The sequence below is a fragment of the Cellulosimicrobium sp. SJTW-1 genome (assembly GCF_047716875.1).
In the GTDB taxonomy this organism is placed as follows: domain Bacteria; phylum Actinomycetota; class Actinomycetes; order Actinomycetales; family Cellulomonadaceae; genus Cellulosimicrobium; species Cellulosimicrobium funkei.
In genome coordinates, this window is the sequence record NZ_CP136680.1 from 4,109,463 (window position 1) to 4,133,317 (window position 23,855).

General features: G+C 76.3%; 25 protein-coding genes. 12 read left to right on the forward strand and 13 right to left on the reverse strand.

Translation table 11 applies throughout. The features are described from left to right. Nucleotides 1–18: 18 nt before the first annotated feature. Complete coding sequence (locus RSE42_RS18465; RefSeq protein WP_144679396.1) at nt 19–1,023, forward strand: CPBP family intramembrane glutamic endopeptidase; 1,005 nt, start codon at nt 19–21, stop codon at nt 1,021–1,023. 15 nt (nt 1,024–1,038) lie between these two features. On the opposite strand, the gene RSE42_RS18470 is transcribed toward RSE42_RS18465, so the two are convergent. The 4 genes from RSE42_RS18470 to RSE42_RS18485 all read right to left on the reverse strand — a co-directional run bounded on the left by RSE42_RS18470 (nt 1,039) and on the right by RSE42_RS18485 (nt 3,575). Then, nucleotides 1,039–1,737, reverse strand: a complete 699-nt coding sequence (locus RSE42_RS18470) for a DNA alkylation repair protein (RefSeq protein WP_137281316.1) — start codon at nt 1,735–1,737, stop codon at nt 1,039–1,041. Between the two features lie 80 nt (nt 1,738–1,817). Next, nucleotides 1,818–2,603 (reverse strand): SDR family NAD(P)-dependent oxidoreductase, encoded by a 786-nt coding sequence (locus RSE42_RS18475; protein WP_074803850.1) that lies wholly within the window; start codon nt 2,601–2,603, stop codon nt 1,818–1,820. Nucleotides 2,604–2,752: 149 nt separating this feature from the next. After that, the gene (locus RSE42_RS18480) at nt 2,753–3,364 is read right to left on the reverse strand and encodes a DUF6993 domain-containing protein (RefSeq protein WP_076404224.1); all 612 of its coding nucleotides are present in this window, start codon (nt 3,362–3,364) and stop codon (nt 2,753–2,755) included. A gap of 52 nt (nt 3,365–3,416) precedes the next feature. Then, on the reverse strand, nt 3,417–3,575 hold the full coding sequence (locus tag RSE42_RS18485; protein WP_021483806.1) for a hypothetical protein: 159 nt from the start codon (nt 3,573–3,575) through the stop codon (nt 3,417–3,419). Nucleotides 3,576–3,744: 169 nt separating this feature from the next. Here RSE42_RS18485 and RSE42_RS18490 point away from each other — a divergent pair, with 169 nt between their 5' ends. Continuing rightward, nucleotides 3,745–4,227, forward strand: a complete 483-nt coding sequence (locus RSE42_RS18490; RefSeq protein ID WP_415297497.1) for a glutathione peroxidase — start codon at nt 3,745–3,747, stop codon at nt 4,225–4,227. 53 nt (nt 4,228–4,280) lie between these two features. Here RSE42_RS18490 and RSE42_RS18495 read toward each other — a convergent pair whose 3' ends face one another. Together RSE42_RS18495 and RSE42_RS18500 are read right to left on the reverse strand one after the other, a co-directional pair. Beyond that, the gene (locus RSE42_RS18495; protein ID WP_415297498.1) at nt 4,281–4,913 is read right to left on the reverse strand and encodes a uridine kinase; all 633 of its coding nucleotides are present in this window, start codon (nt 4,911–4,913) and stop codon (nt 4,281–4,283) included. 60 nt (nt 4,914–4,973) lie between these two features. Continuing rightward, complete coding sequence (locus RSE42_RS18500) at nt 4,974–5,852, reverse strand: AraC family transcriptional regulator (RefSeq protein ID WP_415297499.1); 879 nt, start codon at nt 5,850–5,852, stop codon at nt 4,974–4,976. A 130-nt stretch (nt 5,853–5,982) separates the two neighbouring features. Between RSE42_RS18500 and RSE42_RS18505 the strand changes: the two genes are divergently transcribed. Together RSE42_RS18505 and RSE42_RS18510 are read left to right on the forward strand one after the other, a co-directional pair. After that, nucleotides 5,983–6,528 (forward strand): carboxymuconolactone decarboxylase family protein, encoded by a 546-nt coding sequence (locus tag RSE42_RS18505; protein WP_415297500.1) that lies wholly within the window; start codon nt 5,983–5,985, stop codon nt 6,526–6,528. A gap of 11 nt (nt 6,529–6,539) precedes the next feature. Further along, nucleotides 6,540–7,319 carry an MOSC domain-containing protein gene (locus tag RSE42_RS18510; protein WP_415297501.1) on the forward strand — a complete coding sequence of 260 codons (780 nt, stop codon included), beginning with the start codon at nt 6,540–6,542 and terminating at the stop codon, nt 7,317–7,319. A gap of 10 nt (nt 7,320–7,329) precedes the next feature. Here RSE42_RS18510 and RSE42_RS18515 read toward each other — a convergent pair whose 3' ends face one another. Further along, entirely contained in the window at nt 7,330–9,111 is a 1,782-nt protein-coding gene (locus RSE42_RS18515) for a SpoIIE family protein phosphatase (RefSeq protein ID WP_415297502.1), read from the reverse strand. 174 nt (nt 9,112–9,285) lie between these two features. Between RSE42_RS18515 and RSE42_RS18520 the strand changes: the two genes are divergently transcribed. Next, complete coding sequence (locus RSE42_RS18520) at nt 9,286–9,957, forward strand: response regulator transcription factor (protein WP_043652826.1); 672 nt, start codon at nt 9,286–9,288, stop codon at nt 9,955–9,957. Then, complete coding sequence (locus tag RSE42_RS18525; RefSeq protein WP_143311052.1) at nt 9,942–11,183, forward strand: sensor histidine kinase; 1,242 nt, start codon at nt 9,942–9,944, stop codon at nt 11,181–11,183. Before RSE42_RS18520 ends, RSE42_RS18525 begins: the two co-directional genes overlap by 16 nt. On the opposite strand, the gene RSE42_RS18530 is transcribed toward RSE42_RS18525, so the two are convergent. The 5 genes from RSE42_RS18530 to RSE42_RS18550 form a co-directional block, all read right to left on the reverse strand. After that, nucleotides 11,149–11,868 (reverse strand): FAD:protein FMN transferase, encoded by a 720-nt coding sequence (locus RSE42_RS18530; protein ID WP_076404591.1) that lies wholly within the window; start codon nt 11,866–11,868, stop codon nt 11,149–11,151. The genes RSE42_RS18525 and RSE42_RS18530 overlap by 35 nt on opposite strands. 23 nt (nt 11,869–11,891) lie before the next feature. Further along, a complete protein-coding gene (locus RSE42_RS18535) occupies nt 11,892–12,419 on the reverse strand; it encodes an FMN-binding protein (protein ID WP_043652828.1) in 528 nt (175 codons plus the stop codon). After that, the gene (locus RSE42_RS18540) at nt 12,416–13,816 is read right to left on the reverse strand and encodes a ferric reductase-like transmembrane domain-containing protein (RefSeq protein WP_083711507.1); all 1,401 of its coding nucleotides are present in this window, start codon (nt 13,814–13,816) and stop codon (nt 12,416–12,418) included. The genes RSE42_RS18535 and RSE42_RS18540 overlap by 4 nt, the downstream gene beginning before the upstream one ends. Nucleotides 13,817–13,919: 103 nt before the next feature. Further along, on the reverse strand, nt 13,920–15,839 hold the full coding sequence (locus tag RSE42_RS18545; protein ID WP_415297503.1) for a heavy metal translocating P-type ATPase: 1,920 nt from the start codon (nt 15,837–15,839) through the stop codon (nt 13,920–13,922). A 131-nt stretch (nt 15,840–15,970) separates the two neighbouring features. Beyond that, entirely contained in the window at nt 15,971–17,680 is a 1,710-nt protein-coding gene (locus RSE42_RS18550; protein ID WP_415297504.1) for an alpha/beta hydrolase, read from the reverse strand. Nucleotides 17,681–17,800: 120 nt separating this feature from the next. Between RSE42_RS18550 and RSE42_RS18555 the strand changes: the two genes are divergently transcribed. Together RSE42_RS18555 and RSE42_RS18560 are read left to right on the forward strand one after the other, a co-directional pair. Beyond that, the gene (locus RSE42_RS18555) at nt 17,801–17,992 is read left to right on the forward strand and encodes a toxin HicA (protein WP_415297505.1); all 192 of its coding nucleotides are present in this window, start codon (nt 17,801–17,803) and stop codon (nt 17,990–17,992) included. A gap of 83 nt (nt 17,993–18,075) precedes the next feature. Continuing rightward, nucleotides 18,076–18,402, forward strand: coding sequence for a type II toxin-antitoxin system HicB family antitoxin (locus RSE42_RS18560; protein WP_251177231.1), 327 nt, complete (start codon nt 18,076–18,078; stop codon nt 18,400–18,402). Between the two features lie 81 nt (nt 18,403–18,483). Here the strand turns inward: RSE42_RS18560 and RSE42_RS18565 are convergent, their stop codons facing one another. Beyond that, entirely contained in the window at nt 18,484–19,725 is a 1,242-nt protein-coding gene (locus tag RSE42_RS18565; protein ID WP_415297506.1) for an SLC13 family permease, read from the reverse strand. Between the two features lie 163 nt (nt 19,726–19,888). On the opposite strand from RSE42_RS18565, the gene RSE42_RS18570 reads away from it, so the two are divergent. From RSE42_RS18570 to RSE42_RS18585, 4 genes are all read left to right on the forward strand, one after another. Further along, nucleotides 19,889–20,293, forward strand: a complete 405-nt coding sequence (locus RSE42_RS18570; RefSeq protein ID WP_363372256.1) for an ArsR/SmtB family transcription factor — start codon at nt 19,889–19,891, stop codon at nt 20,291–20,293. Further along, nucleotides 20,290–21,327, forward strand: coding sequence for a cation diffusion facilitator family transporter (locus tag RSE42_RS18575; RefSeq protein ID WP_415297507.1), 1,038 nt, complete (start codon nt 20,290–20,292; stop codon nt 21,325–21,327). Before RSE42_RS18570 ends, RSE42_RS18575 begins: the two co-directional genes overlap by 4 nt. A 47-nt stretch (nt 21,328–21,374) precedes the next feature. Then, nucleotides 21,375–23,018, forward strand: a complete 1,644-nt coding sequence (locus RSE42_RS18580) for an ATP-dependent DNA ligase (protein WP_415297508.1) — start codon at nt 21,375–21,377, stop codon at nt 23,016–23,018. A gap of 139 nt (nt 23,019–23,157) precedes the next feature. Next, nucleotides 23,158–23,811, forward strand: coding sequence for a fasciclin domain-containing protein (locus tag RSE42_RS18585; protein WP_415297509.1), 654 nt, complete (start codon nt 23,158–23,160; stop codon nt 23,809–23,811). Nucleotides 23,812–23,855: the final 44 nt, after the last annotated feature.

Sequence of the window (23,855 nt, forward strand, 5' to 3'; positions counted from 1 at the left end):
CCCGACCAGGCTCGACGCATGCACCCCTCGCTCGACGAGAGTCCCGTCCCGACGGCACCCGTGCCCGGCGCGCCGCTCATCGGTCCCGTGTCCCAGCCCACGCTCGACAGCACGACCGCGACCACCTTCGCCTACCACCGGGCGGCGCACGTCGACCTTCGCCCCGCACGGTGGTGGACCCCGCTCACCACGTTCGGCGCGACGGCGCTCCTCTACCTCGCCTTCCTCGCCCCGGTCGCCGTCGTCGCGGTCGCCTACGCCGTGCTGGTGCCCTACCGGCCCGGGCTGCCGACGCCGTCCGACGACTTCTCCGACCCGCTCAACCCGCTGGACTGGGCGATCGGCCTCGGGCTCATCGCGCTCCTGCTGCCCGCCGTCGTGCTCGGCGTGCGCTGGGGCGGTCGACGCCGCGGCACGATCCACTCGGTCGCCGGACGGTTCCGGTGGGGGCTCGTCGGCAGCGCGGTGCCGCTCGTCGTGCCGCTCTACGGCGTCGTCACCGTGGGCGGGTTCCTGCTCCGGCCGCCGTCCGACCTGGCGACCCCCACCGTGACCCCGGCCCTTCTGGTGAGCCTGGGGTGCATCCTCCTCCTCGGGCCGCTGCAGTGCGCCGCCGAGGAGTACGCGTTCCGCGGCCTGCCCCAGCAGATGCTCGGCACCTGGCTGCGCTCGCCCGTGTGGGGGATCGTCCTGCCCGTCCCGTTCTTCGTCGTCGGCCACGGGTACGACGGGGTGGGGCAGATCGGCATCGCGGCGTTCGCGCTCTGCACCGGGTTCCTCGTCTGGAAGACGGGCGGGCTCGAGCTGGCCGTGCTCGTGCACGTCGCCAACAACCTCTTCCTGTTCCTCCTCGCACCCTTCAGCGCCTCGTCGATGGAGCAGGGCGCGATCGAGCCGCTCGTGCTGCTCGTCGACCTCGCGCTCCTCGGCAGCGCCACCGCCGTGCTCACGGTCTGGTTCTCCCGCCGCGAAGGGCTGCGGATCCTCGAGCCCTGCTGCGGCCGGGTGCCGTCCCGGGGCTGAGGGCGACCCCGGCGCTCAGCGCGCGAGCCACTCCTTGCGCTCCGCGGGCGGCAGCTTCTCGACGGCGGCACGCAGCACGTCGCGCGACATCGTGGCGGCCCGCTCCTCGAGGAACGCCCGCAGCCGCTCGGGCTCGACGTCGCCCGCGTGCCGGAGCATCCAGCCGACGCCCTTCTGGACGTACGGCTCCGGGTCGTCGAGCAGCACCGCGGACAGCCGGAACGTGTCGTCGACCTGGCCGCGCCGCAGGAACGCCGCCGTCGCGACGACGGCGGAGCGACGGCGCGGCCAGTCGGGCGCGCGCGCCAGGTCGTCGAGCACGTCGCGCGGGCGGTCGAGCAGCCACGTCCCCAGCACCTGGGACGCGGTGAGGTCCACGAGGTCCCACGTGTCGATGCGGTCGTGCCGGCGCAGGAAGAGCTCCACGAGCTCCGCGTGCCGCTCGACCGTCACGCGCCGGGCGGTCGCCGCCTTGCCCATGATCGAGCACCCGCCGGCCCGCACCTCGTGGATCCGGTCCTCGAGCAGCAGCTCGATCTGGTCGACCGGCAGGTCGAGGGCGTTCTTCGCGAGCACGAACACGTCGCCCATGCGCACCCCGGCGACGGAGCCGCCGTCGCCCGGGAAGCTCCGGGCGGACGCGCGGCGCTGGGCCGCCGTCGCGCGGGCGAGCAGGTCGGCCCGGAAGTCGGTCGCCGTCGTGTACGGCGGCATCGTCCCTCTCCTCTCCTCCGGGCGCGAGCCCGGGGTCCTGTCGGCGTCGGGCGGCCCGTGGCCCCCGGCGGTCCTGCGGCTCAGCGCGGCGCCATGCGGATGGCGCCGTCGAGGCGGACCACCTCGCCGTTGAGCATCGGGTTCTCCACGATCGCGCGCACGAGGTGCGCGTACTCCTCCGGGCGCCCGAGCCGGCTCGGGTGCGGCACCTGCGCCCCGAGCGACTCCTGCGCCGCCTCGGGGAGCGACGCCATCATCGGGGTGCGGAAGATCCCGGGCGCGATCGTCATGACGCGGATCCGGTGCTGGGCGAGGTCGCGCGCGAGCGGCAGCGTGAGGCCGGCGACCCCGGCCTTGGACGCGGCGTAGGCCGCCTGCCCGACCTGGCCGTCGAACGCCGCGACCGACGCCGTCTGCACGACGACGCCGCGCTCCTCGCCGTCGGGGTCGGGACCGTCGGGACCGAGCGGGTCGAGGGCGAGCATGCGCTCCGCCGCGAGCCGGACGACGTTGAACGTGCCGACGAGGTTGACGTCGACGACGCGGCGGAACGCGTCGAGCGCGTGCACCCCGGACCGGCCGAGGACCCGCTGCGCGAGCACGATCCCGGCGCAGCTCACGACGACGCGCGCCCCACCCAGGGCGTCCGCGGCGTCCAGGGCCCGCGCGACGTCGTCCTCGCTCGTCACGTCCGTGGGGACGAACCGCGCCGCGTCGCCGAGCCCCGCGGCGACCGCCGCGCCGTCGGACGACGCCAGGTCGGCCAGCACGACGCGCGCGCCGGCAGCCACCAGGCCCTCCGCCGTCGCGCGCCCGAGGCCCGACGCCCCGCCCGTCACCAGCGCGACCGCGCCCTCGATCCGCATCTCTCACCCTCCGTCAGCCGTGCGGGCTCCGTCGCCCGCCCCGCTGACCGTACCCAGGTGGAGCCGCAGGTCGCGAGATCGACCCGCGCGGCGACCTCCCGGACCACCCGGGCCGGGCGCGCGGCCGCGGGCGCCCGGTGCGAGGGGCCTCAGTGCGCCGGCATCTCCAGGCAGCCACCGTCCGCGATCGGGCCGCCGGCCTCGAGGGTCACGGCGTCGGGCGCGACGCCCCCGAACACGCAGCCGCCCGGGACGGCGACGCCCACGCCGACGGTCGTCGCGACCTCGCCGGACGCCGTCGTGCCCACGACCTGCACGGTCTCGAACCCCGCGGCGGCGAGCGCCGCCGCGACCTCGTCGGCGTCGACCGCCGAGCCGTCCGCGACCGGGTCGAGCGCGGCGCGGACGGCGGGCACCGAGCGGGCCGCCTCGGCGTCGCGCTCGGGCGTGCCCTGGCGCTGGCGGTACGCCTCGTTCGACGCGTCGAGCGTCGTCTCGCGCCCGGTCCCGGCGCCGGCCGAGGTGCTCGCCGGGGCGCTCGCGACCGACCGCTCGGCGGAGGCGCCCCGCTGGTCGGCCCACGACCGCATCCCGACCGTCACGACGGCGAAGTACCCCACGACGCCGACGAACGCGAAGATCGCGATGCCCACGACCACGCCGACCACCGCCCGGGTCACGGGCGAGGTGGTGTCGGGGCCGTCGTCCGGTCCCCCGTCGTGTCCGTGGCCCGGGCCGTCGTCCGGCAGCCGCGTCGTCATGCCCCGAGTCTGTCCCGCGCGGGCGCGGGAGGCCACCGAGATTCCGCCGCTCCTACTGCTCGCGCGCGGCGCGGACGCCCTCGAGCCAGCGGTCGAACTCCTCCGCGAGCTCCTGCGGGGACATCCGGAGCGCCTCGGCCGGGCTCGTCGCCTCCCGGCCTGCGACGTACAACCGGCGCACCATGTCGGTCTTCGGGGTCCACGGGCGCATGGAGGCGTCCCTTCTCTCGGCTGCTGGCATCGCGCACATACTTCAGCACGCCACGGGCAGGCTCGCGCGCGCTCGACCGGGGGTCGGGACCGGTTCCGCACGACGTCACACCCGCGGTGCGAGGATGGGACGGGCCCGGACGCGCCGGCGCCTCGCCCGAGGAGGTCCCATGAGCCTGTACGACATCCCGTTCGACGCCATGGACGGGACGACGCACACCCTGCGCGAGCACGCGGACGACGTCGTGCTGGTCGTCAACGTCGCGTCGCGGTGCGGGCTCGCGCCGCAGTACGCGACGCTCGAGGCGATGCAGGAGAAGTACCGCGACCGCGGGTTCACCGTGATCGGGTTCCCCAGCAACCAGTTCCTGCAGGAGCTCGGGAGCAACGAGGCGATCCAGGAGTTCTGCTCGCTCACGTACGGCGTCACGTTCCCCGTGGTGGACCGCGTGCGCGTCAACGGCCGCCACGCGCACCCGCTCTACGCGGAGCTCAAGAAGACGCCCGACGCGGACGGCACGGCGGGGCGCGTCACGTGGAACTTCGAGAAGTTCCTCGTCCTGCCGGGCGGCGAGGTGCACCGGTTCCGGCCGCGCACCCTGCCCGACGACCCGGCGATCGTCGAGCTCGTCGAGACGCACCTCCCCCGCTGACCGCGCCCGCTCCGGCCCGCCGCACCCGCAGCCACGGCCATGGCCACGGCCACTCAGCGGACGACGAGCGCCGGGTGCCGCGGGTCGTCGACCCGCACGACGACGTCCGCCACGTCCTCGGGACGGACCTCCTGCGCGTACCGGCCGTAGGCGGCGAGCGTCCACGCCGCGTCGGGCGCGGTGCGGCGCGCGAGCGTCGCGGGGCGCAGGGCGAGGTGCACGGTGAGGTCGAGCGCGAGGCCGAGCCCCAGGCAGAGCGCGCCGTCGAGCACGACGACGAGGCCCGGCTCGGCCTCGACGTACGCGGCGCGGGTCGACCGGCTCGTCGCGGGGTCGCGCAGGCTCGGCAGGTAGCGGCCGGACCCGCCCGGCCCGACGGCGTCGAGCACCTCCCGCCGGAGCCCGGCCACGTCGACCCACTCGTCGAGGAGCGCGTCGGGATCCTCGCGCCCGCGCTCGAGGCGCAGCGACGCGGAACGCCAGAAGTCCTGCACGCGCACGCGCGCGACCGGCCGACCCGCCGCGCGCAGCGGCGCGACCAGACGATCCGCGAGGTCCTCGGGCCGCGTGGAGGGGTGGCCGTCGACGAGGAGGCGGACCGCCCGGGGCTGCTCACGCCCGACGGCGAGCACGCGCTCGACGACCCGGTCTACGAGGACGTCCTCGCTCACCGGCTCGACGCGCACCGGCTCGACCCGCCTCGGTTCGGTCCGCACCGTTCGCCCCGCGCCTTCGACCGCACCGCGTCAGGATGCCACGGACGCCGCCGCCGGGTCCGCGCGCTCGGCCAACCACGCGCGCGGCGAGCGGCCGACGCGGTGGCTGAACGCGCGCGAGAACGCGGCGGGCGTCGCGTAGCCGAGCTCGGTCGCGGTCCGGCTCACGGAGGCGCCCGCCCGGAGCCGGTCCTGCGCGACGGTGAGGCGCCAGCCGGTCACGTAGTCGCCGGGCGGCTGCCCCACGACGGCGGTGAACCGGGCGGCGAACGCGCTCCGGGACAGGTGCGCCGTGCGCGCCATCGACGCGAGCGTCCACGGCTCCCCCGGCGCCTCGTGCACCGCGACGAGCACGGGCGCGAGGCGCTCGTCGGCGAGGCCGGGGAGCAGCCCCGGCGGGAGCGCGAGGTCGTCGGCGTGGTCGAGGATCCACCGGAAGAGCTGCACGAGCACGACCTCGAAGAGCCGGTCGGCGAGGACGCGACGGCCGCAGCGGACGTCGTCGATCTCGCGGAAGAGCAGGTCGAGCGCGGGCTCGAGGCCCGCCACGTCGGCGAGCGGCAGCACGAGCACGGGCGGCAGCGTGCGCACGAGGGGGTGGGTGGCGCCGCCCTCGACGTCGAGCGTCGCGCACGCGAAGTCGGAGTCCTCGGTGGGCGCGTTGTGGAACGCGTGGTCGAGCGGGCGGGGGTAGAAGAGCAGGCTCGGGCGGTCGACGCTGCGGCGCTCGACCCGGCCGTCCGCGCCGACGTGGGTCATGTCCATCTCGCCCCGCCGGAGCACGTGCAGGAACCCGCGCCCGGGCCGCGCGTCGAACGTCGTGACGCCGCACAGCGGCCCGGTGTGGAAGAGGTGCGTCCGCACGCGGAACCGCTCGAGCAGGTGCGAGAGCCGGTCGACGGGAGCCATCGCCCCAGGATGCCAGACGATCGGACACGTTTCGAGGACGATTCGTTCCCCATCGTCCGACGCGACCGACCAGGCTGGACGGCGTCGGTCCCGCCCGGGACCGGCGTCCCCGCACCCGGAGGAGATCCCCGTGTCCCGTGTCCCCCTCGTCAGCCCCGAGTCCGCCACCGGCCCCGTCGCCGACGGGCTCGACCAGATCCGTGCCGCGTTCGGCGGCGTCCCGGCGATGTTCCGGGCGGTCGCGAACTCGCCCGCCGCCCTGCAGAGCATGTGGGGTGCGTTCGGCGCCCTCGGCACCGGCACGCTCGGCGCGGCCGTCGGCGAGCAGATCGCCGTCGCCGTCGCGAACCGGAACGCGTGCGAGTACTGCCTCGCCGCCCACACCGCGCTCGGGCGCAAGGCCGGCGTCGCGCGCGACGACCTCACCGCCGCGCAGGACGGCACCGCGTCCGACCCGCGCGTCGAGGCGCTGCTGCGCTTCGCGCTCGCCCTCGTGGACGAGCGCGGTCACGTGACCGCGCAGGACGTCCAGGCGGTGCGCGACGCGGGATGGACCGACGAGCAGGTGGTCGAGGTCGTCGCGCACGTCGCGCTCAACCTGTTCACCAACTACGTCAACGTCGCGCTCGCCGTCCCCGTCGACTTCCCCGCCCTCGGCCTGCGCCGCGCCGCCTGAGAGGAGCCACCGTGCCGTCCCGCCCCGCCGCACCGTCCCGCCCTGCCGCACCGTCCCGCCCTGGCGACCCGCGATCCCCCGCGCCCGCCTCGCGGCCCGCGAGCGCCGTCGTGCTGGAGGTGCGCACCGGCGGGGTGGGCACGGTGGCCCACCGCGGGCGCGACGTGCCGACGGCGTTCCGCAAGCGGCCGCGCCTCGGCCCCGTCGCGGTGGAGACGGAAGGGCTGGAAGGCGACGCGCAGGCCGACCGGCGCGTGCACGGCGGCCCCGAGAAGGCCGTGTGCGTGTACCCGGTCGAGCACTACGCGGCGTGGCGCGACGAGCTCGGCGCGGACCTCCCGCCCGGCGCGTTCGGGGAGAACCTCCTGACGCGCGGGCTCACCGAGGACGACCTGCTGCTGGGCGACGTGCTCACGCTCGGGACGGCGACCCTCCAGGTGAGCATGCCGCGCCGCCCCTGCTACAAGCTCGCGGCGGTCCACGGCCTCGTCGACCTGCCGGACCGGGTCCAGGCGTCGGGTCGCACGGGCTGGTACCTGCGCGTGCTCACGCCCGGCACGGTGCGGGCGGGCGCGACTGCCGTCGTCGTCGACCGGCCGGCCCGGAGCGCGACGGTGCGGGAGGTCAACCGGGTGATGAACCTCGACCGCGACGACCTCCCGGCCGCCGCGGCGCTCGCCGCGCTCCCGACGCTCCCCGCGCGCTGGCGCGACACGCTCGCGCGTCGGCTCCGGGGCGGGACCGAGGACGACCGGGCGCGGCTGCGGGGGCCGCTCGCCGAGGGTCCGTAGCGCCCGCCGCTCAGGGGTGGGGCGGCGCACCACCGTCGGATGCCGCGGCCTCGTCCCCGCGTGGCAGGCGGACGACGAGCAGGCACGTGTCGTCCTCGTCGCTACGGCCCCCGGCCTGGTCGAGCAAGTGGTCCCGGACGGCGGCAGCGTCCGCGTCCGCCGGGGCGCGGCCGAGGGCCCGCGCGAGCTCCGCGACGCCCTCGCGCTGGCCCCGGGCGCGGGACTCCACGAGGCCGTCGGTGTACAGCACGAGCACGCTCCCGGCACGCGGTCGCAGCCGGGCGGCCGTGACGGGCCGGGGCGTGACGACCCCGATCGGCGTGGTGAGCGACTCGTCGAGCGGGCGGACGGCGCCGTCGGGCGTGCGGAGCAGGGGCGGCGGGTGGCCGGCCCGGCAGTAGACGAGCTCGCGCCCGCCGTCCGCGTCGGGCGGCCCGAGCGTCGCGACGACGCACGTCGCGACGTCCGCGAGGCCGAAGCGCTTCACGAGCCCGTCCAGGCGCTCGACGACCTCCTCGGGCGTCGTGCCGTCCGCCGCGACGGTGAGGAGCGCCGACCGAATCTGACCCATCGCGGCGGCGGCGTGCATGTCGTGCCCGACGACGTCCCCGACCACGAGCAGCACGCGGCCGTCGGGCAGCTCGATCGCCTCGAACCAGTCGCCGCCGACCGCCGCGGCTCCCACGGACGACCCACCTCCCGCGGGCCGGTAGACCACGGCCACGTCCAGCCCGTCGAGGGATCCGAGCCGCGGCAGCATGCGCTCCTGCAGGGTGTGCGCGGCGTCGCGCTCGCGCTCGTAGAGCCGCGCGTTGTCGAGCAGGAGGCCGATCCGGTGGCCGAGGTCCTCGAACATCACGGCGTCCTCGTCCTCGAAGAACCCGGGCTGCGCGCTGACCACGGCGAGCACGCCGACGATCCGGCCGCGGGCCCGCAGCCCGACGGACATCGCGGAGCCGAGCCCGAGCTCGTGCATGGCGGCGAGCTCCTCCTCGTCCGCGTGCGGCGAGACGAGGTCGGGCGTGACGTCGAACGGTCGCGCGAACCGCGCGCCGCCCCCGAGCACGTCGACCGCCGCGAGCGAGCGGTCCGCCCAGCCCGGTGTCCGGGACAGGCGCCGGGCGGCATCGGCGAGCGCCGGGTCGTGCGACGCGACGTCGGTGCGCGAGCGCCCACCCGGGTACGTCACGACGACCGCCCAGCACGAGAACACCTCGGCCACGGCCTGTGCCGCCTCGGCGAGCACGTCCTCCGTGCCGAGCAGCTCGCCGAGGCGCTCGACGATCCGGGTGGTCGTGGCCAGCCGATGGTTCGCGGAGATCGCGGCGTCGAGCGCCGCCTCGCGCGACCTCTCTGTCTCGACCCGGGCGGTGACGTCGGCCTGGACGCCCACGAAGTGCGTGAGGGTGCCGAGCTCGTCGTGCACGGGCGAGAGGGTGAGCTGGTTCCAGAACGGCGTGCCGTCCTTGCGGTAGTTGAGCAGCGTCTCGCCCGCCGTGGTGCCGCCGTCGACCGCGGCCCGGATCCTCGCGACCGCGTCGCGGTCGGTACCCGGGCCCTGGAGGAACCGACAGTTGGTGCCGAGCACCTCGTCCGCGGCGTAGCCGGTGGTCGCCGTGAACGCCGGGTTGACCCAGACCAGAGGCACCCCCGGGGCGCGGGCGTCCGCGATGGTGAACGAGACCTCGCTCGCAGACATCGCGCGCCGCTCGAGCGCGGCGGCGAGGCGCTCCGCCTCGGCCGGTGCGAGGGCGGCGCGCGCGGGGTCGGAGGGTGCGGAGGACGCGACCACAAGACGCCTCTCGGCTCGACGACGGGCGTCCTGTGCTCGAACGCCCGGAACACTGTCGCACGTCGCGACCGTCCGTGAGGACCCGCTCCGGGCGGGCGGCGGTGCGTCGGCCGCAGTTGTGCCCGACCGCCCGGCGGTCAGAATGGACACGTCCGGGAGACGAGGCGGAACCGCATGACAGTCGAGGCACGGGTCCTCGTGGTCGAGGACGACCGCATGCTCGCGGACATGCTCGTGGAGCTCCTCGGGAGCGAGGGCTACGCCGTCGAGGTCGCGCACGACGGCCAGCGCGGGCTCCACCTCGGCCTCACGCGCGAGTACGACCTGCTGCTCCTCGACCGTGGCCTGCCCGCCGTCGAGGGGCTCGACCTGCTCGCCCGGCTGCGCTCGCGCGGCGTCACGGCGCCCGCGCTCGTGCTGTCGGCGCTCGGCAACCCGGCCGACCGTGTGGCCGGCCTCGACGCCGGGGCCGAGGACTACGTGGGGAAGCCGTTCGACGTCGACGAGCTGCTGGCGCGGCTGCGCGCGCTGCGCCGGCGGGGCCAGGCGTCCCCGGCGGCGGGCGCGATCCGCCTCCCGGGCGGCACGCTCGACCTCGGGACCCGCCGCGTGACGACGGACGCAGGCACGACCGCCGACCTCTCGGCGCGCGAGGCCGCGCTCGCCGAGGTCCTCGCCCGGCACCCGCACCAGGTCTTCGGCCGGGACGAGCTGCTGGAGCGCGTGTTCCCCGAGGCGTCCGACCCGGGGGTCGTGGACACCTACGTGTACTACCTGCGCCGCAAGCTCGGCCGCCGCGCGGTCACGACCGTGCGCGGGCTGGGGTACCGGTGGGGCGCACTGTGATCACGGGCGCGGAGCGCGACCTCCTGCGGCGCACGAGCCGGCGCCTCGCGGTGCAGACGGGTCTCCTCGTGCTCGTGAGCCTGCTCGTGGTGGCGGCGGTCGTCCTCGCCGTGGTGGCTCGCGCGCTCGGCGAGGCGGACGACCGTCGGCTCGAGTCGGCGGCGTCGGCCGACGAGGTCACCGACGCGGGCCCAGGGATCTGGGTCGCCGTGGCCTCGCCGCGCGGTGTCGACGCGTCGCCCGGGATGCCGGCCGGCCTGCCCGACCTCGGTCTCGTCGAGCAGGTGGCACGCACGGGGACGAGCGCGCGGGAGCGGGTGACGACCTCGGCAGGCACGTTCGAGGTGCTCACGGTGGAGCGTCGGGACGGCGTCGTCCAGGCCGTCCTCGACCCGTCCGAGACGCGCGAGGAGCTGGCGCGCCTCCTCCTCGCGCTCGGTGTCGCGACGGCCGTCGGGGTCGTGCTCGCCACCGTCGGGGGCTGGTGGCTCGGGCGTCGCGCCGTCCTCCCCACGGCGCAGGCCCTCGCGATGCAGCGGCGCTTCGTGGCGGACGCGAGCCACGAGCTGCGGACCCCCCTCACCCTGCTCTCGACGCGCGCGCAGCTCCTGCGTCGCCGGCTCGAACGACCGGGCCCGGGGACGGCGGAGCAGGTGGCGCGCGACGTCGACGGGCTCCTCGAGGACACGGCCGCGCTCAGCGACGTGCTCGACGACCTGCTGACGGCCGCGGACACGCGGTCCGTGGACCTCGTACCCGTCGACCTCGCGGCGCTGGCCGACGCCGTCGTGCGCTCGGCCGAGGCGCGCGCGGCGTCGCGCTCCGTCGCGCTGCGGCGCGCGGGGACGGACGACCTCACGGTCGCGGGGGCGCCGGCCGCGCTGCGCCGCGCGCTCACCGCGCTCGTGGACAACGCGGTCGACCACGCGACGCACGAGGTCGTCGTCACGGTGCGGCGCGCCGGGTCGGCCGCGCAGGCGCTCGTCGACGACGACGGACCCGGGCTGGGCGAGGACGCCGGCGACCTGTTCGCACGCTTCGCCTCGCGCCGCCCCGGGCCGGCACCCGACGAGGGCGGGCGCCGCCACTACGGGCTGGGGCTCGCGCTCGTCGCGGAGGTCGCGGCCCAGCACGCGGGCACCGTGGAGGCGACGAACCGCCCCGACGCACCGCACGGGGCCCGTCTCGTGCTCACGCTGCCGCTCGGCCCGCCGGCCCGTCGCTGACGACAGTCCCGTCCGGGAGGACGGCGAGCACGAGGGCGGCCCCCTGGTCCACCGCCCACGCGACCCCCTCCTCGCCCAGCGCGAGGACGCTCGTCGCGAGGACGTCGGCGGTCGTGAGGTCGGGCGCGACGACGGTCGCCGACAGGAGCCCGCGCGCGGCGGCACCCGTGCGCCCGTCCCACACGTGGAGACCGCGCTCGTACGTCCCCGACGTCGCCACCGCGCCGTCGTGCAGCTCGACCCGCGCCACGAGCCCGTCCACGCGCGCCGGGGAGCGCACGCCCACCACCCAGGGCCGGCCGGGCTCCGGCCCGCCACGGACGGCGACGTCCCCGCCGGCGTTGAGGCACAGGTCGGAGAACCCCGCGGCGACGAGCCGGTCCACCGCGCGCTGCGCGGCCCAGCCCTTGACGACGCCGTCGGTGTCGAGCGTGCCGTCCGGCCGGTGCACGTCGAACGCGCCACCGCTCGCGACGCGCGCGGCCTCCGCGAGGTCGAGCACCTCGCGCAGGTCCCGGGAGGGGCGCGCGACGAGCCCGCGCCGGTGGCGGGACAGCTCGCTGTCCGCGCGTCGCCCGCTGAACCGCGCGTCCGCGGCGTGGAGCACCGCGAACGCCGCGCGGGCGGCAGCCTGCGCACGCTCGTCGTCGGGCGCGCGCAGGTCCAGCGACATCGGCAGCCCCATGACCGTCTCCGTCCGGCGCACCGTCAGCCCCGCGCGTCGATCGCGGCCTGGAGGGACTCGCGGTAGCCCTCGGAGGTGTAGGTCGCCCCGGAGACGGTGTCGATGCGCGCGGACTGCGCCCGCACGGCCTCCTGCGCGAGCAGCGGCGTGGCGCGCGCGGAGATCTGGGAGCTCTCTCCCCCGCTGGGCGACCGCACGGTCTGCACCGCGTCGAGGTGCGTCCCGGTGAACGTCACCGCGACCTGCACCGGCCCGTACCGCGTCTGGACGACCGACCCCGTCACGGTCGCCCGCGTCGGGTCGGGCGTGCCGGTGCCCGGGCTCGCCGGGGACGTGCCCGGGTCCGTCGAGCCCGCGGTGGAGGGGGCCGGCGTCGGGGTCGTGGGGGTCACGGGCTCCGACCCCGCGACGACGGCGGCGGGACCAGCCGACGTCGCGGACCCGTCCCCGGCGAGGCCCGGCACCCCGCCGTACCGCGCGAGCGCGGCGGCCCCGAGCGCGAGCACGCTGCCCGCGTAGACGATCGTCCCTCTCCAGCGGCGTCCGGTCATGACAGGCTCAGCTCCTCGTGGTGGACGGCGGACCGCGGCACGCCCGCGCGGCGTGCCGAGTCCTCGACGGTGGCGACCATCGCGGGCGGACCGCACACGAACACGTCGCGCGACGCGATGTCGGGGACCAGGGCGTCGAGCCGCCCCGGGCCCAGGGGGTCGTACCCGAGGTCGGCCCGGCGGCCCACGACGGGCAGGTACGTGAGCGGCGCGTCGGCGAGCTCGTGGCCGAGGCCGAGGTCCGCCCGGGACCGGGCGCGGTGCACGACGACGACGTCGTGACCGCGCGCGACCAGGTCCTCCGCGAGCGCCCGCACGGGCCCGACGCCCGCGCCCCCGGCGACGAGCAGCACACCGCGGCGTCGCGCCCGGGCGGCGGTGAAGCGGCCGAACGGTCCCTCGAGGAGCACGCGCGTCCCCGGCCGCAGGTGGGCCACCGCGCGCGAGTGGTCGCCCAGGCCACCGACGGTGAAGCGCAGGTGCTCGCCGTCGGGCGCGACGGAGACCGAGTAGGGGTGGGCGGTGACGACGTGGCCCCGCGCGAGGAAGCGCACGAGGAAGAACTGGCCCGCCCGTGCCCCGGCGTCCGCGAGCGCCGGACCCGACACCCACACGCTCGTCATCCCCCCGGCCTCCGGCACGACCGCGCTCACCCGCGGCGCGTCCCGGAGCACGCCCAGGAGCGGCAGCACCACGCGCCACGTGAGCAGGGCCGCGGCGGTGCCCGCGTAGAGGAGCACCCAGGCGGCGCGGGCCGTCGGGTCGGCGACGAAGTGCGCGCCCGCCGTGACCTGGTGCGCGAACGTGAGGTACACCCCGGCGTAGATCGTCAGGTGCACGAGGAACCACGCCTCGTACGACAGGTGCCGCCGCACGAGGCGCGCGCCGGACACCCCCACGACCACGAACAGGCCGGTGCCGACCAGCGCCGCCGTCATGTCCGGCTCCGCCAGCACGAGGGTGAGCGCCTGCCACCAGGACGCGGCCTGCGCCGGCAGGGCGGTCCCGGCCACCATGAGGAGCGTGTGCGTGAGGACGAGGAGCACGACGGCCGTCCCGAGGACGCGGTGCCACGCGACGAGCCGGTCCAGGCCCACCGCACGCTCGAACCAGGGCACGCGCCCGACGAGGAGCAGCTGGGCGCAGACCAGCACCGACGCGACGAGCCCCACGAGCTCCCCCACGCCGGTGAGCGCGCCGGCCGGGGACGCCCCGGCGGACGGCGGCGTGCCCCGCCACCAGAACGCGACGACGAGCACGAGGACACCGACCAGCGCCGCCCGCAGGACGACCGCGCCCGGAGCGGGTGCGCCCGCTCCGCGCCGTGCCCGGGCCGTGGCCCGGTCCTGGGGCTGGGCCTGCTGGGCCGACGTCCGGCGCGTCGTGAGGATGCTCATGCGAGACAGCGTGCCCGCCGATTCTCAGAGCATTCTCGGAGACGGTGCCGGGGGTCCGGGGTCCGATCCTCTCGTCCGCCCGTGGGCGGGTGGACGCCGGGTCTCAGCGGGACGACGCCGCCGGCACGAGCGGCTCGCCGACCTCCGCGGCGGATGCCGACCGGGACGGTCCGGGCGGCGTCTCGTCCCTGCCCGGGCGGGTGGCGAGCAGCGCCCACAGGATGCACGCGAGGTCGACGACCTCCTGGAGCCACGCCCCCGCGAGCGCGGGGAGCCGCCCCGTCGCGGCCACGACCATGAGCAGCCCGGACAGGGCGATCCCGATGCCGATGGCCTGCCACGCGACCCGCACGGTGCGGCGGCCGATCCGCACGGCGCCGACGGTGCGCGCGAGGTCGTCGCGGACGACGACGGCGTCCGCGGACTCGGTCGCCGCCGTCGAGCCCCGTGCACCCATGGCCATGCCGACGTCGGCCACCGCGAGGACCGGGGCGTCGTTCACGCCGTCCCCGACCATCATCACGGGGCGGTCCGGCAGCGCACGCACCGCGTCGACCTTGTCCTGCGGGAGGAGGCCGGCGCGCACGTCGTCGATGCCCACCTGGTCCGCGACGTGCCGGGCGGTCGCCGCGCCGTCGCCGGTGAGCATGACGGTGGTCCGCACGCCCGCGGCGTGGAGGGCGGCGACGGTGGGGCGGGCCTCGGCCCGCAGCTCGTCGGCGAGGAGCACGGTCCCGGCGTACGCGCCGTCGACGCCCACGTGGACGGCGCTGCGGCCCGCGCCGGGCACGGGGACGCCCGCGGGCGCGCCCGCGGTGACGAAGGCCAGCCGACCGACCGCCACCGCGTGGCCGTCCACCGTCGCGCGGGCTCCCCGGGCGGTCTCCTCCGTCGCGTCCCGTGCGGCGGGCAGCGGGAGGTCCCGCTCCTGGGCCGCGCGGACGATCGCCGCCGCGAGCGGGTGCACCGAGTACTGCTCGACGGCGGCCGCGAGCGCGAGCACGCGGTCCGGCGTGCGGTCGCCCGCGGGCAGGACCTCCACGACGACCGGCGCCCCGTGGGTCAGCGTGCCCGTCTTGTCGAACGCGACGGTGCGCACGCGCGAGAGCTGTTCGAGCGTGCCCGCCGACTTCACGATGATCCCGTTCCGGGCCGCGCGGGACATGCCGGACATGAAGGCGACCGGGGCCGCGATGATCAGCGGGCACGGCGTCGCGACGACGAGGACCTCGGCGAAGCGGGTCGCCTCGCCGCTGAGCGCCCACGCTGCGCCCGCGAGCGCGAGGGCGGCGACCGTGAACGGCACCGCCACCCGGTCGGCGAGGCGCACGAACGGCGCCTTGGACTCCTGCGCCTGCTTCACGAGCTCGACGATCGCCTGGTACTGCGAGCCCGCGGCCGTCGCGGTCGCCCGGACCTGCGCCGCTCCGCCGCCGTTGACCGACCCGGACAGCACGGTGTCCCCGCGCCGGTGCTCCACGGGGAGCGACTCCCCGGACAGCGACGACTCGTCGAGCGTGGCCGCCGTGCTGAGCAGGACGCCGTCCACCGGGACGACCTCACCGGGCCGCACCCACACCTCGTCGCCGGGGCGCACGTCGTCGACGGGGACGTCCTCGAGCTCCCCGCCGGGCCCGGCCCGGTGGGCGACGCGCGGGGCGCCGGCCAGCAGGCTCGAGAGCTCGCGCCGCGCGCGCCCGTTCGCGTAGTCCTCGAGCGCCTCGCCGCCCGAGAGCATGAGGCACACCACGAGCGCGGCCCAGTACTCCCCCACGAGCACCGTGGCCGTGACGGACAGGACGGCCAGCAGGTCGACGCCGTACGCGCCCGCCCGCAGGTCCGCCACCATCGCGCGCGCCCGGACCACGACGAGCACGAGCGCGAACGCCGAGACCACGACCTGGGCCGAGCGGTCCGGACCCCAGGCCTCGAGCACGCCGCCGAGACCGCCCACCGCCACCGTGGCGACCACCCACGGGTAGCGCCGGGCGGCCTCCGTCACGCGGTGGCCCGGTCCGGTCATGCCTCCAGGGTGGGCAGACGCCGAGACCTGGCGGTAGGGCCGAACGGCCGCGACCGCAAGGGACCAGCGGGCACCGTCCGGCGGGTCAGCGGGTCAGCGGGTCAGCGGGTAAGTGGTCAGCGGTCAGCGGGTCAGACGACCGGGAGGCGCAGCGCCTCCCCGAGCGGGACCGACGGGCCCTGGAACGGCACGACGTCCTGCTCGCACGTGGCGCCGTCGGTCGCGTCGAGGTCCACGAGGTACCGCGCGACAGCGTCGTCCGCGCACGCGCTCTTGCCGATGATCGTGTGGCCCCAGCCCTCGACGGTGAGCACGCGGGCGTCGGGCCAGCGGTCCGCGTAGGGCTGCGTGAACCCGTACGGCGTCGCGGGGTCGAACCGGGTGCCGACCACGAGGACGGGGGCGTCCGTCGTCTGGTCCCACGGGCCCGTGAACGCGTCGCGGTCCTCGACGGGCACGAACTCGCACTGGACGCCCACCCAGCCGCGGAAGCGCCCGAAGTGCGGGTACTGCGCGTCGAGCGCGTCGACCTTCGCGGGGTACTGCCACGGCCGGCCGGGGGTCGTCGTGTCGACGCACAGGCTCGCGAGCGCGCCGCCGACGGACGCGTAGTCCTCGGCGAAGCCCGCGCGGCGGAGCAGCTCCCCCAGCGAGGGCAGCGCACCGAGCGTGCGCTGGCGGTCCGCAGCCGCGGGCGGCTCGACGGCGCCGCTCAGCACGGCGAGCGACGCGAGCGTGAGGTCGAGGTCGCCCCACGCGGCGGGCTCGTACAGGTACTGGAAGACGAGCGCCACCGTGTCCGGGTACCCGACGCGCACGCTCGTGCCGTCGGGGAGCGGCACGTCGACGGGCGCCTCGCGGAGCGCGGCGTAGGTCGCCTCGACGACGTCGGCCGGGTCGCCGAGCGACGCGAGCGCGCACGCCGACGGCCCCGCCTCGGAGCACAGCCGCGTGAACTCGCCGAACGTCTCGGTCGCACCGGCGGCCTGCCCGATCCGAGCGCCGATCAGCTCGCGCGATCCGACGCCCGACCACGCGTCGACGTCCATCGTGCCGTCGAGCACGAGGGCGCGGACGCGGTCCGGGAACAGCGCCCCGTACGTCGCGCCGAGCACCGTGCCGTAGGAGTACCCCACGTAGCTGAGCTGCTCGTCGCCCACCGCCTGGCGCAGCAGGTCCATGTCGCGCGCGACGTTCGCCGTCGACGCGTGCGCGATCCGGTCGCCCGAGAACAGCGTGCAGGACGCCCCGAACGCCGCCATCTGGCCGAGGTAGCGCGTCTCCTCGCGGTCGGTCACGGGGAACGCGGGCAGGCCCGCGAGGAACGCGTTCTCCCGCTCCTGGTCGCGGAAGCACGTCGTGGGGTCGGACGTCCCGACGGCGCGCGGGTCGAACCCGATGACGTCGAACCGCGCGAGCACGTCGTCGTCGAAGAGCGAGCCCCCGAGCAGGTGCAGCGTCTCGACGCCCGGGCCGCCGGGGCCGCCGAAGTTGGTGAACAGGCTCCCGATCCGCTGCTCCGGGTCGGACGCCGGGAGCCGCGTCAGGCCGATGGTCGTCGTGCGGCCGTGGGGGCGGTCGTAGTCGGTCGGCACCTTCGCCGTCGCGCACTCGAACGCCTCGAGGCCGTCGCCGTCGCACGGCCCCCACGCGATCTCGGGCACAGGGGCCTCGACCTGGACGGCCGTCGTCGTGGCGGGTCCGGTGCGGGCCGACGCCGTGGCGGCACCGGTGCGGGCGGGCTCACCCCCCGGGCCCGCGACGGCCGCGGCGGGGACCCCGCCGAGCAGGAGGACCGCCGCCAGCGACGAGGCGGCGGCGCGGACAGTTCGTGTCGTCATCGATCGCGAAGTCATCGCTCCCCATCCGACCACGGGCCCGTGGCGAGCGCACCCGGACCTGTGCGGCCGAGCACGCCGGGCCACAGCACGGGTGGTACCACTATTGGTACCGTAGGTCTTGTGACGAAGCGAGACAAGGTGCTGGACCGCATGCGGAACAGCCCCGGCAGCGTTCGCTTCGACGAGCTCGCCGCCGTGTGCGACCACTACTTCGGCGAGCCCAGACGCAGCGGGGGCTCGCACCACGTCTATGCCATGCCGTGGCCCGGTGACCCCCGGGTCAACATCCAGAACAGCAACGGCCGGGCCTAGGCCTACCAGGTCAAACAGGTCCTCGAGGCGATCGACAGGCTCGAGGCCATGCACGAGGAGAACGACCCCTCGGAGGAGGAGAAGTGAACACCGCCGAGCACTACAGCTACCGCGTGTCCTGGTCCGCAGACGACGGAGAGTTCGTCGGTACGGTTCTCGAGCTGCCCTCCCTCTCGTGGCTCGAGCCCGAGTCGGCCGCCGCGTTCGCCGGGATCCGGAAGCTCGCCTCCGAGGTGGTCGAGGACCTGGCAGCTTCTGGCGAAGAGGTCCCCGAGCCCTTGTCCGAGCGCCACTACTCCGGCGAGTTCCGCGTGCGCATCCCCCCGGCCATGCACCGCCGGCTCGTCGAGGAGGCTGCCGCGCAGGGCATCTCCATGAACCGTCTCGCCAACCACAAGCTCTCCGCCTGAGACAGCACGGAGCCCGCGTCCGGAGATCTCGTCTCGTCTCCTCGCGCGGGCTTCGTCATACCGCTCGGCCGTGATGACGGGTCACGTCGGCCGGGTCAGCACCACGACGGCGACCCCCGCCGCGACGGCGAGGGGCGCGAGCACGAGGCCCTGACGGATCACGTGCCACGCGGGCGGTGCCTCCTGCCCGAAGGTGTGACGGCGGTACTGCTGCCACCACAGCACGGTCGCGAGCGACGCCCAGGGCGTGATCAGCGGCCCGGCGTCGACCGCGACGAGCAGGGTCGCGAGCCGCTCGACGTCCTCGCCCGCCGCGGGGAGCAGCGCGAGGAAGGCGGGCAGATTGTTCACGAGGTTCACCGCGACGACGCCCGTCGCGGCGAGGCGGGCGAGGTCGCCCGGTCCGGTCCCCGTGCCCGCGACGGCGGCGAGGAGGTCGCCGAGCCCGTGCGCGTGCCAGGTCTCCACGACCACGAACAGCGCCGCCACGACGAGCGCCGACCGCCACGGCAGCATCTCGCGCACCGGCACGAGCGGGCGCACGCGCCGCCACCACGTCGCGAGCGCGAGCACCGCCGCACCCGCGAGCGCCGTCGGCGCGACGGGCAGCTCGAGCGCGAACGCGACCGCGAGGAGCACGACGACGGCCCCGGTGACGCGCAGGAGCACCCGGTCGGGCGGCGTCGGGCCGGGACCCACGAGGTCGAACCGTCCCCGCAGGTGGCGACCGTGCAGCGCGAGCAGCACGACGACCGTCACCACGAGGACCGCGAGCGCCGGCGCCCACATCACCCCGACGTACCCGGTGCCGAACCGGTCCGCGGCGAGCAGGTTGGTGAGGTTCGAGACCGGCAGGAGGAGCGACGCCGTGTTCGCGAGCGCGAGCACGGTGAGCGCGAGCGGCAGGGGCCTGGTGCCCGTGCGCCGGGCGAGGGCGAGCACGACGGGCGTGACGAGCACCGCCGTCGTGTCGAGCGACAGCACGACGGTGCTGGCCGTCGCGAGCAGGACGACGAGCACCCACAGCACGATCCGCCGACCTCGGGCGAGCCGCGCCGCCCGGGCGGCGACGGCGTCGAACAGGCCCGCGCCCGCGCACAGCTCCGCGACCACCGTGATGGCGAGGAGGAACACGAGGACCGGCCCGGTGCGCACGAGCAGGTCGCGCGCGTCCGCCGCGGGGAGCAGCCCCGTCGCGGGGAGCGCGACGACGACCACCGCGGCGAGGAGCCACGGCGGCAGACGACGGCGGCGTCGCCGGTGAGCCGTGCCCGCGGCGGCGCCGGAGTCCGCGCCGACATCAGGGGGAGGCTCGGTCGTCACGGCGGTCACTGTACGACCGGTGCGCCACGCTCGGCGGTCCGGGGGCTCGTGCCCTCGCAGCCACGGGGGCGCGCTGCTCCGACCCGTGAGGCGTCGTGCACGGCGAGACCGAGGCGGTCGTCCGAGCAAGGACGGGGGTCAGCCGGACCGCTACTATCTGCGTATGCGTGAAGATACGAAGGCTTGCACCTTCGGTACCGAGAGCCCCTACGTCGAGCTCGCGGCCGAGGTGTTCTCGCTGCTCGCCGACGCGACGCGGGTCCGGATCGTCCTCGCCCTGCGAGACGCCGAGCTCCCCGTCAACGCCCTCGCCGAGGTGGTGGGCAAGTCACCGACCGCGGTCTCCCAGCACCTCGCGAAGCTCCGGTGGGGCCGGATCGTCCGTGCGCGCCAGGAGGGCAACCGCGTCTTCTACTCGCTCGTCGACGAGCACGCGCGCACGCTCGTGACGCAGGCCGTCTTCCAGGCGCAGCACGCGGTGGACGACCACCCGCAGCATCACGCCGACGGCGCGCACCAGGCGGCGGAGAAGCCGGCCGCGGGCAGTGCGGACGAGGCCGCGCGGTGACGGCGCCGCGGCCGGCCGCCCTCGGCCACCCGCACGACCACGACCACGACCACGACCACGACCACGACCACGACCACGACCATCATCACGAGCACCCGACGGGCCTGCGCGGCTGGCTGCACGAGGTGTTCGTGCCGCACTCCCACGACGCGGCCGACTCGATCGACGACGAGCTCGTCGCCAGCGGCCAGGGCATCCGGGCGGTGAAGGTCTCCCTCGTGGTCCTCGGGCTGACCGCGCTCGCGCAGCTCGCCATCGTGGCGGTGAGCGGGTCGGTCGCCCTCCTCGCCGACACGGTGCACAACCTCTCCGACGCGCTCACGGCGGTGCCGCTGTGGATCGCGTTCGTGCTCGGCCGTCGTGCCGCGACGCGCCGGTACACCCACGGCTACGGCCGGGCCGAGGACCTCGCGGGCCTGTTCATCGTCGCGATGATCGCCCTCTCGGCCGTCGTCGCAGGCGTCGAGTCGGTGCGGCGCCTCGCCGACCCGCAGCCCGTGGAGAACCTCGGGTGGGTGGTCGCCGCGGGCGTCGTCGGGTTCGCCGGGAACGAGGCCGTCGCCGTCTACCGGATCCGCGTCGGGCGCCGCATCGGCTCCGCCGCGCTCGTCGCCGACGGCGTGCACGCGCGCACGGACGGGTTCACCTCCCTCGCGGTCGTGCTCGGCGCGCTCGGTGTCCTCGTCGGCGTCCCCCTCGCCGACCCCGCCGTCGGCCTGCTCATCACCGTCGCGATCCTCGTCCTCCTGTGGGGCACCGCGCGCGACGTCGGCCGTCGGCTGCTGGACGGCGTCGACCCCGCGCTCACGGACCGCGCCCGCCGCGCGCTCGACGCGGTGGACGGGCTGGACGGCGTGGACGACGTCCGTCTGCGCTGGGCAGGGCACCGGCTCACCGTGCAGGCGCGCGTCCTCGTCCCGCCCGAGACCTCGGTCGCCGTCGCCGACTGGACGTCGGCCCGCGCCGACGACGCGCTGCGGCACGTCCTGCCGTCGGTCGGGCGGGTCGACGTCGTGGTGGCCCCCTCCCCCTGAGCGCGCCCCGGCGGGCGAGGCGTGGGTGGTCGGCGCGAGGATGGGGCATGCTGCTCGCCGAGGTCGCCGCCACGTCCGACGCCGTCGCCGCCACGCGCTCGCGCCTCGCCAAGCGCGCGGCCATCGCCGACCTGCTGCGGCGCGTCGCGGACGACGCCGAGGCCGGGAGCGCGGAGGTGGAGATCGCCGTCGCGTACCTCGCGGGCGAGCTGCGCCAGCGCCGCACCGGGCTCGGGTGGCGGTCGCTGCGCGACCTCCCCGCGCCCGCGGAAGAACCCGGCCTCACGCTGACCGACGTCGACACCGCGTTCGCCCGCATGGCGGACCTCTCCGGCCCCGGGTCGTCGACCGCGCGCCAGGCCGAGGCGGCCGCCCTGTTCGGCGCTGCGACGGCGCGCGAGCAGTCGCTCCTCGCCGGACTGGTCTCGGGCGAGCTGCGCCAGGGCGCGCTCGACTCCGTGGTGGTCGACGCCGTCGCCGAGGCTGCGGGCGTCCCCGCCGACGCGGTGCGGCGCGCGGTCATGCTCGCGGGCGCGACCGGGCCGGTCGCCCGCGCCGCGCTCACGGCGGGCGGCCCGGAGGCCGCGACGGAGGCGCTCGCGGCGTTCCGGCTCACCGTCGGCCGCCCGGTGCGGCCGATGCTCGCGCAGTCCGCACCCGACGTCGGCGCCGCGCTCGACAAGCTCGGGGCCGCGCCGGGCGACCCGTCGGGCACCGCCGTCGCCGTGGACGTGAAGCTCGACGGCATCCGCATCCAGGTGCACCGCGACGGCGACGACGTGCGCGTCTTCACGCGCTCGCTCGACGACATCACCGAGCGCGTCCCCGAGATCGTCGCGGCCGTGCGGGCGCTCCCCGCCCGGGCGCTCGTCCTCGACGGGGAGGCGCTCGTCGTCGGGCCCGACGGCGTCCCCCGCCCGTTCCAGGAGACCGCCGCCCGCTCCGCGACCCAGGGCGAGCGCAGCGCCGCCGAGGAGGCCGAGCTCGCGGCCTCGCTCGAGCTCTCCCCGTTCTTCTTCGACGTGCTCCACGCCGACGGCCGCGACCTGCTGGACGAGCCGCTGCGCGACCGGCTCGCGGTGCTCGACGATCTGATCGCCGACGCCGCCGGGCCGCTCGCCGTGCGGCGCCTCGTCACCGACGACGTCGCGGCCGCGACCGCGTTCTTCGACGCCGCCGTCGCGGAGGGCCAGGAGGGCGTCGTCGTGAAGTCGCTCGACGCGCCCTACGCGGCCGGGCGGCGCGGTGCCGGCTGGGTGAAGGTCAAGCCGCGGCACACGCTCGACCTCGTCGTGCTCGCCGTCGAGCAGGGCTCCGGCCGGCGCAGCGGGTGGCTGTCGAACATCTGGCTCGGTGCGCGCGACCCCGAGGGCGGGTTCGTCATGCTCGGCAAGACGTTCAAGGGCATGACCGACGAGATGCTCGCGTGGCAGACGCAGCGCTTCCGCGAGCTCCAGACCTCCGACGAGGGGTACGTCGTGCACGTGCGCCCCGAGCAGGTCGTCGAGATCGCGTTCGACGGCCTCCAGCGCTCGACCCGCTACCCCGGCGGGCTCGCGCTGCGCTTCGCGCGCGTGGTCCGGTACCGCGACGACAAGCCGGCGGCCGAGGCCGACACGATCGAGACGGTCCGCGCGCTCGCGCGTCCCCTCGGGGGCGGCGCGACGGAGGGGCCTGACGCGGAGGGCTGAGCGGGCGGCGCGTCGAGCGCGTCAAGAAGTCGTCGGCGGTGGGTGCATCCGCGGGCGGCGGTCCGGGTGAAGGAGAGGTGGACGCCGCCCGGCGTCCGACGGCGCACCGCCGTCCCGTGCACGACGAAGGGACTCGACGATGAACCTCCGACGCACGCTCACCGCGGCGGGAGCCGCGCTCCTCGCCCTGACCGCCGCGGCCGCACCGGCCGTCGCGGCACCCGCCCCCACGACGGCGCCGCCGTCGGGCACCGCGAGCCTCGCCTCCGTGCTCGCGGCCGACGGCGACACGTTCGACCGCAACTGGTACGACTTCGACATCGTCGACCAGGCCGTGGCCGCGGTCCTCGCCGCCAAGCCGGACAGCCCCGTGGCGGTCCTGGCCGACGGCACGGTGCCGCTCACCGCGTTCCTGCCGAACGACCGGGCGTTCCAGCTCCTCGCGTTCGACCTCACGCACCGCTGGCAGCCCACGGAGGAGCGCGTGCTCACCTCGCTCGCCGGGGCGGTCGGCATCGACGCGATCGAGCAGGTGCTGCTCTACCACGTCGTCCCCGGCGCGACGATCGACTCCGGCACCGCGCTGCGGTCCGACGACGCCGTCCTCACCACGGCGCAGGGCGCGACGTTCCGGGTCGACGTGCTGAGCAAGCGCCTCGCCCTGGTCCGCCTCGTCGACCAGGACCGCAACGACGTCGACCCGTTCCTCGTGAAGAGCAAGGTCGACCTCAACAAGGGCAACGTCCAGATCGCGCACGGCATCAGCGCGGTGCTGCGGCCCCAGAACCTCTGACCGGTCCCCCGTGCCCGGCCCCGCACCCGCGGGGCCGGGCACTT